At 67.1% G+C, this 14,703-nt stretch carries 12 protein-coding genes; all 12 read right to left on the bottom strand.

The window, feature by feature from the left end; all coding sequences use genetic code 11:
* Positions 1-56: 56 nt before the first annotated feature.
* Positions 57-2,156, bottom strand: a complete 2,100-nt coding sequence (flhA, locus tag LDO54_RS31995) for a flagellar biosynthesis protein FlhA (protein ID WP_224015645.1) — start codon at positions 2,154-2,156, stop codon at positions 57-59.
* Positions 2,153-3,433, bottom strand: coding sequence for a flagellar biosynthesis protein FlhB (flhB, locus tag LDO54_RS31990; protein ID WP_224015643.1), 1,281 nt, complete (start codon positions 3,431-3,433; stop codon positions 2,153-2,155). The genes flhA and flhB overlap by 4 nt, the downstream gene beginning before the upstream one ends.
* Positions 3,434-3,783: 350 nt before the next feature.
* Positions 3,784-5,139: a DUF3443 domain-containing protein gene (locus LDO54_RS31985; protein ID WP_224015641.1), complete on the bottom strand. Its 1,356-nt coding sequence runs from the start codon at positions 5,137-5,139 to the stop codon at positions 3,784-3,786.
* 17 nt (positions 5,140-5,156) lie between these two features.
* A complete protein-coding gene (locus LDO54_RS31980) occupies positions 5,157-5,699 on the bottom strand; it encodes a DUF2844 domain-containing protein (protein ID WP_224015639.1) in 543 nt (180 codons plus the stop codon).
* 515 nt (positions 5,700-6,214) lie between these two features.
* On the bottom strand, positions 6,215-6,931 hold the full coding sequence (gene cheZ, locus LDO54_RS31975; protein WP_224015637.1) for a protein phosphatase CheZ: 717 nt from the start codon (positions 6,929-6,931) through the stop codon (positions 6,215-6,217).
* Between the two features lies 1 nt (position 6,932).
* The gene (gene cheY / locus LDO54_RS31970; protein ID WP_065065604.1) at positions 6,933-7,328 is read right to left on the bottom strand and encodes a chemotaxis response regulator CheY; all 396 of its coding nucleotides are present in this window, start codon (positions 7,326-7,328) and stop codon (positions 6,933-6,935) included.
* Between the two features lie 148 nt (positions 7,329-7,476).
* Positions 7,477-8,595, bottom strand: a complete 1,119-nt coding sequence (locus tag LDO54_RS31965; RefSeq protein WP_224015700.1) for a protein-glutamate methylesterase/protein-glutamine glutaminase — start codon at positions 8,593-8,595, stop codon at positions 7,477-7,479.
* A 5-nt stretch (positions 8,596-8,600) separates the two neighbouring features.
* On the bottom strand, positions 8,601-9,404 hold the full coding sequence (cheD, locus tag LDO54_RS31960) for a chemoreceptor glutamine deamidase CheD (protein ID WP_224015635.1): 804 nt from the start codon (positions 9,402-9,404) through the stop codon (positions 8,601-8,603).
* Positions 9,401-10,399, bottom strand: coding sequence for a CheR family methyltransferase (locus LDO54_RS31955; protein WP_224015633.1), 999 nt, complete (start codon positions 10,397-10,399; stop codon positions 9,401-9,403). The genes cheD and LDO54_RS31955 overlap by 4 nt, the downstream gene beginning before the upstream one ends.
* Before the next feature lie 323 nt (positions 10,400-10,722).
* Positions 10,723-12,567, bottom strand: a complete 1,845-nt coding sequence (locus LDO54_RS31950; protein ID WP_224015631.1) for a methyl-accepting chemotaxis protein — start codon at positions 12,565-12,567, stop codon at positions 10,723-10,725.
* 259 nt (positions 12,568-12,826) lie between these two features.
* Positions 12,827-13,366, bottom strand: coding sequence for a chemotaxis protein CheW (locus LDO54_RS31945; RefSeq protein WP_224015629.1), 540 nt, complete (start codon positions 13,364-13,366; stop codon positions 12,827-12,829).
* 94 nt (positions 13,367-13,460) lie between these two features.
* Positions 13,461-14,703: chemotaxis protein CheW (locus LDO54_RS31940; protein ID WP_224015627.1), on the bottom strand; the 1,243-nt coding region annotated here is incomplete at its 5' end.

Raw genomic sequence — 14,703 nt, 5'->3', positions numbered from 1 at the left:
AAAAAGCCCGCCGTAACCTCCCAGCGGGCTTCTAAAAAATCCACCGCAACTCAGCCTCAGTTCGTGCCCACCACGTTCACCACGCGCACGTTGCGCGTATCCGGCACTTCGGCGTACGAGAGCACCTTGAGCTGCGGCAGGCTGCGGCGCAGGAAACGCGAGAGCATCGGACGCAGCGCATGCTGCACCAGCAGCACCGGCGAGAGCCCCATCGCCTGCTGACGCTGCATCGCCGCTTCGGTCTGCGTAAGCAGCGTGTGCGCGAGGCCCGGCTCCAGGCCCGGATTCGGGCCGGAGGTCAGCGTCTGCGAGAGCACGCGTTCCAGATTCGCGTCGAGCCCCATCACCTGCATGTCGCCGCTGCCCGGGAACCACTGCTGCGTGATCGCGCGGCCCAGCGAGATGCGCACCGCCGCCGTGAGATCGTGCGCGTCGGACAGGCGCGGCGTGTGCTCCGAAAGCGACTCCATGATTGTGCGCATGTCGCGGATCGGCACGCCTTCTTCGAGCAGGTTTTGCAGCACCTTCTGCAGCGTCGTGACCGACATCACCTTCGGCACGAGGTCGTCGACGAGCGAAGGCGTGTCCTTCTGCACGCGTTCGATCAGCGACTGCACTTCGCGGCGGCCAAGCAGTTCGGCGGCGTGCATCACCACGAGGTGATTCAGGTGGGTCGCCACCACCGTGCTCGAATCGACCACCGTGTAGCCGAACACCTGCGCCTGTTCGCGCATGTTCGAATCGATCCAGATCGCGGGCAGGCCGAACGCCGGATCGGTGGTCGGCATGCCCGGCAGCACCGCGCTCACCTGGCCCGGATTGATCGCGAGCCACTGGCCCGGGAACGCCTCGCCGGTGCCCACTTCCACGCCCTTGAGCGCGATGCGGTAGGCGTTCGGACGCAGTTCGAGGTTGTCGCGAATATGAATGACCGGCGGCAAAAAGCCGATTTCCTGCGCGAACTTCTTGCGGATGCTCTTGATGCGCTTGAGCAGTTCGCCGTCGGTGTTGCGGTCGACGAGCGGAATGATGCGATAGCCCACTTCGAGACCGAGCGTGTCGATGAGCGTGACGTCGTCCCAGCTCGCCTCGGTGTTCTCGACCGGCGCGACGGCGGCCGGCGCGATGTCCGCGAGCACGCTGCTCGCCTTCTTCGCCTCGGCGTTCTTCTTCAGCACGCGGCCGAGCTGGATCGCGCCCGCGCCCAGCAGCAAGAACGCGAAGTGCGGCATGCCGGGAATCAGGCCCATCATCAGGATGATCGAGCCCGTGATCATCAGCACGCGCGGGTTGGTGAACAGCTGGCCCGTCAGCTGCGTGCCGATGTCTTCGTTGGTCGCCACGCGCGAGACGATCACACCCGCGGCCGTCGAGATCACGAGCGACGGAATCTGCGCGACGAGGCCGTCACCGATGGTCAGCAGCGTGTAGGTCTCGCCCGCCGCCGCGAGCGGCATGCCGTGCTGCACCACGCCGACGATCAGGCCGCCGATGATGTTGATCGCCATGATCAGCAGACCGGCGATCGCATCGCCGCGCACGAACTTGCTCGCACCGTCCATCGAGCCGTAGAACTCGGCTTCCTGGGAGATTTCCGTACGGCGCTTGCGCGCGGCTTCTTCGTTGATGAGACCGGCGTTCAGGTCGGCGTCGATCGCCATCTGCTTGCCGGGCATCGCGTCGAGCGTGAAGCGCGCCGACACTTCCGCGATACGGCCCGCGCCCTTCGTGATCACCATGAAGTTGATCACCATCAGGATCACGAACACCACGATGCCCACGGCGAAGTTGCCGCCGACGAGGAAGTGGCCGAACGACTCGATCACCTGGCCGGCCGCGCCGGGGCCGGTGTGGCCTTCGAGCAGCACGACGCGCGTCGACGCCACGTTCAGCGACAGGCGCAGCAGCGTGGAGAACAGCAGCACGCTCGGGAACGCCGCGAAATCGAGCGGCTTCATGGTGTACATGCTGACGAGCAGCACCATCACCGAGAGCGCGATGTTGAAGGTGAACAGCAGATCCAGCAGGAACGGCGGCAACGGCAGAATCATCATGCCGAGGATCATGCAGATCAGGATCGGCCCCGCCAGCGCGCGCAGATTCGTGCCTTGCAGCACCTCCGGGCGCCGCGCGAGGAAACCGGTGCGGGCGTTCATTCTGTTGCTCCTTCATTGCCGCCGCGCGCGGTGTCGGCGCGGCCTGCGGGGTTCGATGCGGTGGTGTTGGCGTCGCGCGACGCGTCGGCGGCGCCTTCGGGCGAGAGCGCGTCGTCGGCTTCTTCGGCGGCGTCGTCGTCGCTGACGGGGCCCTTGTCGAGATCCGCCGGCACGTCGAGATCGGTCGGCGCCATCGGCACGTCGCCGCCGTGTTCGCGGAAGCGCTTGAGCTGATAGACCCACGCGAGCACCTGCGCGACCGCGCCGTAGAGCGGGCCGGGAATCTCGCGGTTGAGATCGACGTTGTGATAGAGCGCACGCGCGAGCGGCGGCGCTTCGAGCAGCGGCACGTTGTTCTCGGTCGCCAGTTCGCGGATGCGCGCGGCCACGAGGTTCACGCCCTTGGCGATGACCTTCGGGGCGCGCATCTCGCCGTCGGTGTACTGGATCGCGACCGCGAAGTGGGTCGGGTTGGTGACCACCACGTCGGCCTTCGGAATCTGCGCCATCATGCGGCGGCGAGCCATCGCACGCTGCTGCTGGCGAATGCGGCCCTTCACGTGCGGATCGCCTTCGTTCTCGCGATGCTCGCGCTTCACTTCTTCCTTCGTCATGCGCAGCTTGCGGTGATACGACCAGAGCTGATACGGCACGTCGATGGCGGCCACCACGAACATGCCCGCGACGGTCGTGCCGCAGCACACGGCGATCAGGTGGAAGGCGTCGGCGAACGCGCGCGGCGCGGGCTGCATCGCGAGGCCGAGAATCTCGTCGCGCCGGTTCCACACGGCCGAGCCGCCGATCGCGCCGACCATGATCGTCTTCACGAGCGACATGCCGAGCTGGATCGGGCCGTTGATCGAGAAGATGCGGCCGAGGCCCGAGATCGGGTTCAGCCGGTCGAACTTCATTTCGAGCGACTTGGTGGAAAAGAGCCAGCCGCCGAGCGCCATCGGTGCGAGCAAGGCGGCCACGCCGGTCAGCGCGAGCACCGGGAACAGCGCGTACAAGCCCTCGCGCGCGGCCACACCGGCGCCGATGAGCATGCGTCTGGTCTCGAATGCGTCGGCGTGGTTGAACGTCAACGAGCCGCGCAGCATCGCCTGCAGATGCTCGCCGATGGTGCCCGAGAGCATCCAGATGCCGAAGAACCCCGCCGACAGCAGCGCGAACGTAGCCAGCTCCCGCGAACGCGCGACCTGCCCCTCCTCACGCGCCTTTTCGAGGCGCTTGGGAGTGGCTGATTCGGTTTTTTCGAGGTCGCTGTCCTCTGCCACGGATGCTCCGGTCGGCGCCGCACGCGGCCCGCCACCCCAACGGTGACGGCGCACAGCCTTTTTCAGTGAGAGCGATTATTGCCGCGCGGGGCAAGCGGCGATTGGCGGAGTAAGGCGGGGAAACCGGGGTATTTCACTGGATGGAAGGCCGGAACCGGCGCGAGGCGGGCCGGATCGGCGTGAGGATGGTGGGTTCGTGACGCGGGGATGTCGCGTCGGCGGCTGGTAAATGGTGAGAAAACGGCGGGAAAGCGGCGCAATGAGGGCGCGAACGCGAGCGAGCGCCACAGCCACCCGCGCCCTGCGCCGCCCGGCCAGCGGCGGCGCAAGACGCAGGACGCCGGACACGCTCAGAACGCGAAGTAAGGCGTCTGCGTGCCGCCCGTGGCGGTCTTGTCGAAGCCGTAATAGACGTATCGGCCGTAGAAGAACGGCAGGCCGAGGTCGAGGTTAGCGTTCGAGCCGAACTCGCCGCCGAGGTCGTTCGCCACGTAGTTCGTGCCGTTGCCGAGCAGCACCTGCGCGCTCACCACGTTGAAGTTCACGGTGGCCGTCTTGTTGTTGAGATCGGTCAGCGTCGCCGAGAGCGCGAGCGGCGTCGACGGGCAATAGAAGGTGCCGAGATTGCCGCCGCACTGCCCGATCGAACTGTCGTTGAAGAACAGCCCGTTCGAACCCGAGTCGAGGAAGGCCGCGAGCGAGCGCCCCTTGTAGCTGCCGACCACGTCGCCCCACTGATCGGTCGCGAAGGTCTGGCCGGCGCTCATCGTGTTGTTCGACTGCGTGCCGATGCCGAACACCAGCGTGCCGGTCGCGCTGGCCTGGCCGTTCAGCGAGACGGGCTGCATCTGCAGGATCACGCCGTTGTTGTCGGTGGCGAAATGCGCGACGGGATTGGCGACCTGCGCGCCCGTGGCGACCGCGACGGTGCTGCAATTGCTGCCGTTCGGGCAGCTGTAGTAGCTGCTCGTGTTATTGACGTTGGTCGCGCAGCGCGAGCCGCAGTCCCACGGCGCCACGCCGATGCCGATCAGCCCGTTCGCGCCCAGCTCCTGCGGCGAGTTCTGCGCGGCGCCGTAACTCGCGCAGGCTTGCGGCACGCTGCTCGTGCTGAGGTCGCCGACCACCTGGACCGGGATGTTGCTGGCCGTTTCGCCGCCGATCTTCACGTCGGCGTTGCGCACCGTGCCCCAGGTGTAGCCGTCCGCGAAGGCCGTGCACTCGGCGAGCGTGCCGCCCGAGGCCGTCGTGAGCGGCAGCGCGCCGGTCATCGTGCTGTTGAGCGCGGAAGCGGCGATGCGCAGCCCGTACGACGCCGTATCGACCTGAACATTGCTGATGGTCTGGCAGGTGCTCGTGCCCGCCACGCACAGCGTCACGCTGATGGTGGGAATGTTCGGCATGTTGCCGGTGACGCCCGCATTCACCGTCACGCCGACGGTATTGGCCGCGCCGACCGCGATCGGCTGCTGCGTGGGGCCGGCGGGCAGTTTCGAGGTGTCGCTGGCGCTGTTGCTGCTCGAACTGCTGTTGTCCGAACCGCCGCCACCGCCGCAGGCCGCGAGGCCCGCACTGAGCGCGAAACACGCTGCCAGCAGGCCGCCGCGCGCGAGGGCCGGACCGGCGCTCAAGGTACGCAGAGCGCGCAGCGCGTCGAGGACGTGCAGTGCGCGGGGAATGAGATTGGAGAAGCCGATGGTGAACACGCGTCGTCTCCCGTTCGTCATTGAATGTCGGAGGCGCTGACGCCCGATGGCAGCGCCTGCGGCAGCCACGCCTCGCCCGAGAACGCGCCCATGTGGCCGCCCGAGTGGACCACGAGGCCGCTGCTGTCGACCGCGCCCGGCCCGCGCACGCCCGCCGCGCGATTGGCCTTCACGCCGGCGACGTATTGCGGGAAGTAGCTGCCGAGCAGCGACGCGAGATCGGGCGGCTGCGGCCCGTTCCACGCGACGCCGAACACCGTGCCCGCCGAGGAAAGGTACTCGCGCACGACGGTGCCGTTGGCGAGCGTGGTTTCGCGCACCGTGTAGGCGGTCGAGCTGGCGCTGGTGGATGCACTGGTGGACGTGCTCGCCGACACACTGGACGAAGCCGCCGCGCTCGCCTGCACGGCCTGGCGCTTCACGGTGGACACCGCCGTGTTCGCGGTGCTGGGCGCGCCGACGGTCGCGCCGGCCGGCGTGGTCATCGGCGCACCGCCGAGCGCGGCGCTGGCCGGCTGGGCGATGCCCAGCAGCCCGGCCGCGCAGACGAGCGTGGCCACGGCGCGCTGCAACGCGGCGAATATCGAAGCGGGAAACCGGGGGGAAAGCGGGGAGGAAAGCGGGGAGAAAACCGACGAAAACAGCGAGACAGGAGGCGAAACAGAAACCGGAGCAGCCCAACCCAATCTGGAACCAGAATCCGCGAAGCAACCGGAAACGGACGGATCAGCAGGCAGGTGCGCGCCGGGCGAACCGGCACGGCGGGTCGCGGCGAACGCGACGGACGAGGCAAGCGGATACAAGGCGGCCCTCCCTCTCTCGGTGGCACGCTCCCGCACACGGCGCCGCGCGCGCCCGGTCGAACAAGCTCAAGCGAGGGCGGCGGCGGAACGGGAAGCGGCTGGCTGCGCTGCCTGACGCCGCCACGGCGGGCGCCGAGGCGGGACAACAGCGTTCACCGTCAAGTATGCCTGTCGACGATGACACCCGACAGTCGGCAATTTCGCCAGGTGCGGCGCGGCAAACCCACGCTCGCCGACCGGCGCGGCGTCCCGCCCGCGCCCGGCTGTCCGCCTTAGAACCCGAGACTCGCCAGCAGATCGTCGACCTGAGCCTGATCCTGGACGACGTCGGTCTTGCCTTCCGGGTTGATCTGCGGACCGTTGAGCAGGCCTTCCGGGCTGCCCGTGCTGCTCGCCTGCGCTTGCGCCTCGGCCAGCAGCGCGGCGGTCGCCGCGAACTGCTCGCGCCGCTCGGGCGCGATGTTTTCGACCAGCACCGTCAGCAGTTGCTGCTCGATCACGTAGACCACGTCCATGATCTTCTTGATCACCTGACCGGTCAGATCCTGGAAATCCTGCGCGAGCATGATTTCGAGCAGTTGCTGATTCGTGGCCGTGGTGACTTCCGGCACGCCGTCGAGGAACTGGCGCGTGTCGTCCATCAGCGAGCGCACTTCCTCGCGGCCGATCGGCGCGTCGTACCACGTCGCCCAGCGCGACGACAGTTCCTTCGCGTCGGCTTCGACCTTTTCCTGCAGCGGCTTGGCGAGCTCGATGGCCGACAGCACGCGTTCGGCGGCCTGCTCCGTCATGTTGGCGACGTAGCGCAGCCGGTCGCGCGCGTCGGGCACCGCTTCGGCGGCGCGCTCCACGTGCTTGTCGAGACCGAGCTCGCGCATCGAATCGCGCAGCGTGCGCGTCAGCTGGCCGATGCGCGCGAGGATGCGGTCCGTCGCGAGATCGCCCGACTCCGCGGCGCCTTCATGCGCCGCATCAATGGGCTCGTTCACGTCAGCTCCCGGTCTTCGCCATCTTTTCGAGAATCTTGTTGAGCTTCTCGTCGAGCGTCGCCGCCGTGAACGGCTTGACGACGTAGCCGCTCGCGCCCGCCTGGGCCGCGGCAATGATGTTTTCCTTCTTCGACTCGGCCGTCACCATCAGCACCGGCAGGTGCGAGAGCGAGGCGTCGGCGCGGATTTCCTTGAGCATCGCCAGACCGTCGAGGTTCGGCATGTTCCAGTCGGAAATCACGAACTCGTAGTTGCCGCCGCGCAGGCGCGCGAGGCCCGCTGCGCCGTCTTCGGCTTCGTCGACGTTCGCATAGCCCAGTTCCTTGAGCAGGTTGCGGACGATCCGGCGCATCGTCGGAAAGTCGTCCACCACCAGAATCTTCATTCCCTTGTCCATCTCGGTTCCATTCCTCCAGGCTAAAACCTGGGCAATTATCCAGACAAGCGCAGTGCCTATCCAGATAAATTAATCGTGATCGATCGCGCAAGCCTTACAAAGCCCCACGATCTCTCGTAAAAAGTACGCGCCCCGCGAGGCCGGCATATTACACGCGCTGGACGCGATCGCCCATCGAAGCGAGACGCGTCATCACGCGGCGGCTCATGTCGGCGAGCGAAGCGATCTCGTCGGCGGCGCCGAGCGCGATTGCTTCACGCGGCATGCCGAACACGATGCAGCTCGCTTCGTCCTGCGCGAGCGTGAACGCGCCGGCCTTGCGCATTTCCAGCAGGCCTTGCGCGCCGTCGCGGCCCATGCCCGTCAGAATCACGCCGATCGCGTTCTTGCCCGCGTGTTGCGCGGCCGAGCGGAACAGCACATCCACCGACGGACGATGCCGGTTCACCGGCGGGTCGTCGGACAGATGCGCGATGTAGTTCGCACCACTACGCGCGAGCAACAGGTGAGCGTGGCCCGGCGCGATGTAGGCATGGCCGGGCAGCACGCGTTCGCCGTGCTCCGCTTCCTTCACCGTGATGCGGCACAGCCCGTTCAGGCGCTGTGCGAACGACTTCGTGAAACCCGGCGGCATGTGCTGCGCGATCAGCACCGCGGGCGCGTCGGGCGGCAGCGGCTGCAGCACTTCGCGGATCGCTTCGGTGCCGCCCGTCGACGCGCCGACGATGATCAGCTTTTCGGTCGAGACGAGCGGGTTGTTGATCATCGGCGCGGCGGCGGCGGGTGCGTGCGCGGCGCCATGCGCGGCGGCCGGATGACCGGCGGCCGGCGCGGCGGCCGCACGCGCGGGCGCGGCCGGACGCACGCGGGCGCGCGCGGCGGCGCGCACCTTGTCGGCGAGCTTTTCGGCGTAGTCGAGCATGCCGTCGCGGATACCGACCTTCGGCTTCGTGACGAAATCGACCGCGCCCAGTTCCAGCGCGCGCAGCGTGATTTCATTGCCGCGTTCGGTCAGCGACGAGACCATCACGACCGGCATCGGCCGCAGGCGCATGAGCTTCTCGAGGAAGTCGAGACCGTCCATGCGCGGCATTTCCACGTCGAGCGTGAGCACGTCGGGGTTGTGCTGCTTGATCAGCTCGCGCGCCACGAGCGGGTCGGGCGCGGTCGCAACGACGGTCATATCCGGCTGACTGTTGATGATCTCGGTCATCAGGCTGCGGATCAGCGCCGAATCGTCGACGCACAGAACCTTGATTTTTTGCACAGCGTTCACGCCTCCTCTACTGTCCGGGCGTTGTCATGGCCGGGATGCCGCGTGGCCGGGGCCGAGCCCGCGCCGAACAACTCGACGCGCGGCCGCGCCGGCTGCGGCGTGGATGTTGAAAAGTGGTTGCCGGCCGCGACGCCGTTCGCGCCAGGCGCGCCCGGGCGCGCCGCGCCGTTGAGTCCGAACAGCTCGACGCGGGCGCGCGCGCGTGCCAGACGCTCGGCGCGCGCTTCGGCCGACTGCTGGGCGAGCGCCTGTTCGCGCTCGGTCACGCTCGTCTCCTGCGACAGGCGCAGCTTCTTGACCATCACCTGGCCGGTGCGCGGCAGGAACGCGACCTTGCGCGGATGCGAGCCCTGCAGATCCTCCGCGACGATGCGGATGCTTTCGGTCGCGAGATAGCGGCGCACGAACGCGGCGTTGCGGTCGCCGATGTTCATCGTCGTCATGCCCGCCAGCACGGCCGCGCCGCCGAACACCTTGGCTTCGAAGCGCTCGCGGCGGCCGCCCGCCTTGATCAGTTCGTTGATCAGCACTTCCATCGCGTAGGCGCCGTAGCGCATCGCGTCGGAGCCGACCGGCGCGGTGCCCGCGTCGGCGCCATCGTCGGGCAGCATGAAGTGATTCATGCCGCCGATGCCTGCGGTGCGGTCCTGGATGCATGCCGCCACGCACGAGCCGAGCACGGTGACGAGCACCATGTCTTCGTTCGTCGTGAAGAATTCGTTCGGCAGCAGCTTCACGCCGGGGCGTTGAAAGTGCGCGTCGAAGTAGCGGTTGGTCGCGATCGGCAGACGGGTGCTCATACGCTCGCTCCCAGCGGTTCGGACTTCGCGGGCGTCTTCGCGCCGCTAACCGTGCTCGCGGCGCTCGTCGTGCTCGTAGCCGACGGACTCGCGCCGCGTCCGCGCGTGAGTTCGTAGACGGTCTGGCCGCGCAGACGGAACGCTTGCGTCACGTACGTGAAGTTCTCCGAATGGCCGGCGAACAGCAGGCCGTCCGGCTTCATCAGCGGCTCGAAGCGCGTGAGCACCTGCGCCTGGGTCGGCTTGTCGAAGTAGATCATCACGTTGCGGCAGAAGATCGCGTCGAAGTTCTGGCGCAGGCCGTAGTCCGAATCGGTCAGATTGAGCTGCTCGAACTTGATCATCTGGCGCAGTTCCGGGCGCACCTTCACGAGACCCGCGTGCGAGCCCGTGCCCTTCAGGAAGAAGCGCTTCAGGCGCTCGGGCGTCAGGTGCTTGACCTGATCCCAGGCGTAGACGCCCGCGTCCGCTTTCGCGAGCACCTGGGTGTCGAGATCGGTGGCCAGCACGCGCGCCTCGCGGGCGGCGCGGTCGCCGAGCGCTTCGATCAGCGTCATCGCGATCGAGTACGGTTCCTCGCCCGTCGAGGCCGCCGAGCACCAGACCGAGACCGGCTGCGCGCGGCGCTTCACGAAATCCGCGAGGATCGGGAAGTGATGCGCCTCGCGGAAGAACGCCGTGAGGTTGGTCGTGAGCGCGTTGGTGAACGCTTCCCACTCGCTCGCGTCGTTGCGCTTTTCGAGTTCGTCGAGGTATTCGCGGAAGCTGTCGAGGCCGAGCGCGCGCAGACGCCGCGCGAGACGGCTGTAGGCCATGTCGCGCTTGTGGTCCGAGAGCGAAATGCCCGCGCGGCGATGGATCAGTGCGCGGATGCGCTCGAAATCCGCCGTCGTGAAATCGAAGTCGCGCGTGGCGCCTTCGCCCGATGCGCCGGATGCGAGACGCGTTGCGTCGCCGCGATCGGCCTGGGTGTTGCGTTCGGTGCGGGACCTCATGACCCTGCCCCTACGCGCGCTGCGCGCACTGCCGCGTGTGACTGCGCACTTCCGGCCTCCTGCAATGCCAGCGTAAGCGCGGCGCGCGGTGCGCTCGCTGCCAGGCGGGCAGCGGCGCGGTGCGAATCATGCCGGGATGTTGCGCTCAGTTGCATTGCCGTTCTCGTCTGCCTATGTCTACTTCTGGTTGTTGCGTGGATGATTGCCGTGCTGCCGGTGCTAATTTTTCGACTGCTTTTTCGACTGCTTTTTTTGCTGCCGTTTTGCTGCGTGTTCTACGTGCTCTGCCTGCGTGGCCGTCTTGAGTCGATCAGAACCGCCGATCAGAACGTCTCCCAATCGGAATCGTCCTTCGCGGAAGCCGCCACGCTGACCGGCGCCGCTTGCGGCTCGGCGCGCACTGCCGCCGGTTTCGCCGCCTTCGCAGCCGGTGCCGACGCGGCGGGCTTCGACGCTGTCGGCGTCACGCGCTTCGCCGACGCCGCCGCAAACTTCGCATCCGTCTTTGCAGCAACGGCAGGCGCGGCGGAAACTGAAGGCTTTGTTACGTTATGGCTGCGTGCCATGCCGCTTGAAGCAGCATTCGAAGCGCCATTCGAAGCGCCGCGGTCGCCGCCATTAGTGCGCCACGTGCCCAGCACGCCTTGCAGATTGCGCGTCTGTTCTTCGAGCGATGCCGCCGCAGCCGCCGCTTCTTCCACGAGCGCCGCGTTCTGCTGCGTGACCGTGTCCATCTGCGTGACGGCGCGATTGACCTGCTCGATGCCGCTCGACTGTTCCTCGGATGCCGCGCTGATCTCACCCATGATGTCGGTCACGCGACGCACGGCCTGAAGGATCTCGTCCATCGTCGTGCCCGCGCGGCCCACCAGTTGCGAGCCGCTTTGTACCTTCTGCGCGGAATCGCTGATGAGTTCCTTGATTTCCTTGGCCGCGCCCGCGCTGCGCTGCGCAAGCGTGCGCACCTCGCCCGCGACCACGGCGAAACCGCGGCCCTGCTCGCCCGCGCGCGCCGCTTCCACGGCCGCGTTGAGCGCGAGAATATTAGTCTGGAACGCGATGCCTTCGATCACGCTGATGATGTCGACGACCTTCGCCGAACTCGCGGCGATGTCCTGCATCGTATGCACGACTTCGCCGACCACCTCGCCGCCGCGCGTCGCGATATCGGACGCGTTCACGGCAAGCTGGCTCGCCTGGCGCGCGTTCTCGGCGTTCTGGCGCACGGTGCCGGTGAGCTGCTCCATGCTCGACGCCGTCTCCTGCAGCGACGCGGCCTGCTGCTCGGTGCGCTGCGACAGATCGGTGTTGCCCATTGCGATCTCGCGCGCGCCCACGTCGATCGAACCCGCGCCGTTATGGACGGCGGAGACGAGCGAAACGAGGCTGTCCTGCATGCGCTTGACGCCCGCGAACAGACGCCCGATCTCGTTGTTGCTGTAGACCTCGATGCGTTCGGTGAGATCGCCCTGCGCGATGCGCTCGAAGGCCTGCACCGCGTCTTCGAGCGGCTGCACGATCAGGCCGCGCATCGCGAAGCGGATCGCCACCACCAGCACGAGCGCCACGGCAATCGCCACGCCGATCAGCGTGCGCATCAGCGCGATCTGCGAGCGAGCGCCTTCCTCGCGCGCCTGCGCGCCGTCCTGCAGCTGTTGAGCGATCGGCGCCGCCGAGTTGTCGTAGTCGACGAACATCGGGCTGATCTTCGTGTCCGCGATCGCGTGATAGGCCGCCTGATCGTTGGCCCGCAGCGCCGCGAACTCGGGCTGCACGCCGTCGTTGAGCAGCGACGCGCGCTTCGTGTTGAGCGCGTCGAGCGCGGCGGCGTCGAGGCCGGTCTTCGGCGCGGACTGGAAAGCCTTCCAGGCGTCGTTCGACTTGCCGAGCAGGAAGTCGGCGCGGTCGATGACCTTCTTCGCCTCGTCGTTCTGACCGGCCGCATAGAGCGAGTTGGCGCGGTCGAGCGAGACGCGCGAGCGCAGCAGATACGACGACGTGTCGTTGAGCGAGCGCATCGCGACGAGATCGCCGCGCGCGATCGTGGCAAGCGAGTCGCTCGCGTTGCCGAGCGCGACGAGCCCGAGCGCGCCGACCAGCACGGTCAGCGCCAGGAGAATGACCCCGACGCCCGTGAGCGTCGTGCGGATCGACCATCTGTGCAACATCGTTTGCTCCTGTCCTGTGCGACGTTCGCGGGCGGCTTCGTCAAGGTGGCGCCGGGTTGTGCGGACGCGTCGGGACGATGGCGGTGTGCCGCTCTGACCGGTCTGATGCCGGCGGCTCTCCGCTCTTTCCTCTAACGCGGGCCTTGCGGCCTCACCCCCGAAGCTACCTCGCCTTGTTGCCCTGTCGTGCCTGCTCGTACTGTGCGTGCCTGCGCTGCCGTGCCAATGCCGTATGCCGTGTGCCGTGTGCTGCGCCGCGTTAAGCGGTGAGCGCCTCGATGAGTTCCATCTCGCGGCTCGTCATGAGCTTCTCGATGTCCATCAGGATCAGCATGCGGCCGTCCACGGTGCCGAGACCCGTGAGGTACTCGGTCGTGAGCGTCGCGCCGAATTCCGGCGCCGGCATGATCTGGTCGGCCTGCAGCGTGAGCACGTCCGACACGCCGTCGACCACCATGCCCACCACGCGATGCGCGACGTTCAGGATGATCACGACGGTCTGGTGGTCGTACTCGACGCGGCCCAGATGAAACTTGATGCGCATATCCACGATCGGCACGATGATGCCGCGCAGATTGATGACGCCCTTGATGAAATCGGGCGCGTTGGCGATGCGCGTGACGCTCTCGTAGCCGCGGATTTCCTGGACCTTGAGAATGTCGATGCCGTACTCTTCCGCGCCCAGCGTGAAGACGAGGAACTCCTGACCGCCTGCGTCGGCCTGTTGCGCGTCGCGGCGGTGCGCGCCAGCGACAGCGCCCTGTGCGCCGCCGCCCTGGATGGATTGGACTTCTGCCACGTTAGCCCCTGAACGGTTGGGAAATGGTTGGTTGATGCGTTCTGTATCGAGCGTGCTTCGAGCGGGCGTCAAGCGCCCGCCCGTTGGGGCGCGCTCAGGCGAATTCCTGGAACGAACCGGCGTTGGCACTCTTCATGCCCGCGCCCACGCCATGCGACGCGCGCGTTTCGCGGTTCAGCGCGGCCACGTCGACAATCAGCGCGACGCTGCCGTCGCCCAGAATGGTCGCCGCCGAAATGCCGTGCACCTTGCGGTAGTTCGTTTCGAGGTTCTTCACCACGACCTGCTGCTGGCCGACCAGTTCGTCGATCAGCATCGCGAAGCGGCGGCCTTCGGTCTCCATGATGGTGACGATGCCCTGCGTCGGATCCGTGCGCGCGCCATCGACGTTGAAGCACTGGTGCAGCGCGACGAGCGGCAGATATTCGCCGCGCACGCGCACCACGCGGTCGCCGTTGGTGACGGTGTAGATGTCTTCGTGACGCGGCTGCAGCGACTCCATCACGAAGTTCAGCGGCAGGATGAAAATCTCGTTGCCGACCTTCACCGACATGCCGTCGAGAATCGCCAGCGTGAGCGGCAGGACGATGCGCGTCGTGCTGCCCTTGCCCGCGTGCGAGCTGATCTCCACGTGGCCGCCCATCGCCTGGATGTTTCGCTTGACCACGTCCATGCCCACGCCGCGGCCCGAAACGTCGGTGACCTGTTCGGCCGTCGAGAAGCCCGGCAGGAAGATCAGGTTCCAGACTTCCTCGTCGGTCATCGTGTCGCTGACCGTCATGCCCTGCTTGGCCGCCTTGGCGAGAATCTTGTCGCGGCGCAGGCCCGCGCCGTCGTCGCTCACTTCGATCACGATATTGCCGCCGTGGTGCGCGGCGGACAGCACGAGCTGGCCGGTCGCGTCCTTGCCTGCGGCGCGGCGCGCTTCCACGGTTTCGATGCCGTGGTCGAGCGAGTTGCGCACGAGGTGGGTCAGCGGATCGATGATGCGCTCGATCAGGCTCTTGTCGAGTTCGGTCGCCTGACCGAACGTGACCAGTTCCACTTCCTTGCCGAGCTTCGCGGCGAGGTCGCGCACGAGACGCGGGAAGCGGCTGAACACGTAATCCATCGGCATCATGCGGATCGACATCACCGCTTCCTGCAGATCGCGCGCGTTGCGTTCGAGCTGCGCCATGCCGTTGAAGAGGCGGTCGTGCAGCGCCGGATCGAAGGCGCTGCTGGTTTCCGCCAGCATCGCCTGGGTGATCACGAGCTCGCCCACGAGGTTGATCAGCTGGTCGACCTTTTCCACGCCGACGCGAATCGAGCTGCCTTCCGCCGAAGCGGCGGCGGCC

Source organism: Paraburkholderia tropica (assembly GCF_914484835.1).
GTDB classification, from domain to species: Bacteria; Pseudomonadota; Gammaproteobacteria; order Burkholderiales; family Burkholderiaceae; genus Paraburkholderia; species Paraburkholderia tropica_A.
The sequence above is the reverse complement of the archived record's forward strand: the minus strand, read 5'-3'. Positions and strand labels throughout refer to the sequence as shown.

What these genes read in the sequence shown, in the direction of transcription:
- flhA (WP_224015645.1), bottom strand. Translation starts at nt 2,156, where the DNA reads ATGAACGCCCGCACCGGTTTCCTCGCGCGGCGCCCGGAGGTGCTGCAA.
- cheY (WP_065065604.1), bottom strand. Translation starts at nt 7,328, where the DNA reads ATGGACAAGGGAATGAAGATTCTGGTGGTGGACGACTTTCCGACGATG.
- cheD (WP_224015635.1), bottom strand. Translation starts at nt 9,404, where the DNA reads ATGAGCACCCGTCTGCCGATCGCGACCAACCGCTACTTCGACGCGCAC.
- LDO54_RS31955 (WP_224015633.1), bottom strand. Translation starts at nt 10,399, where the DNA reads ATGAGGTCCCGCACCGAACGCAACACCCAGGCCGATCGCGGCGACGCA.
- LDO54_RS31950 (WP_224015631.1), bottom strand. Translation starts at nt 12,567, where the DNA reads ATGTTGCACAGATGGTCGATCCGCACGACGCTCACGGGCGTCGGGGTC.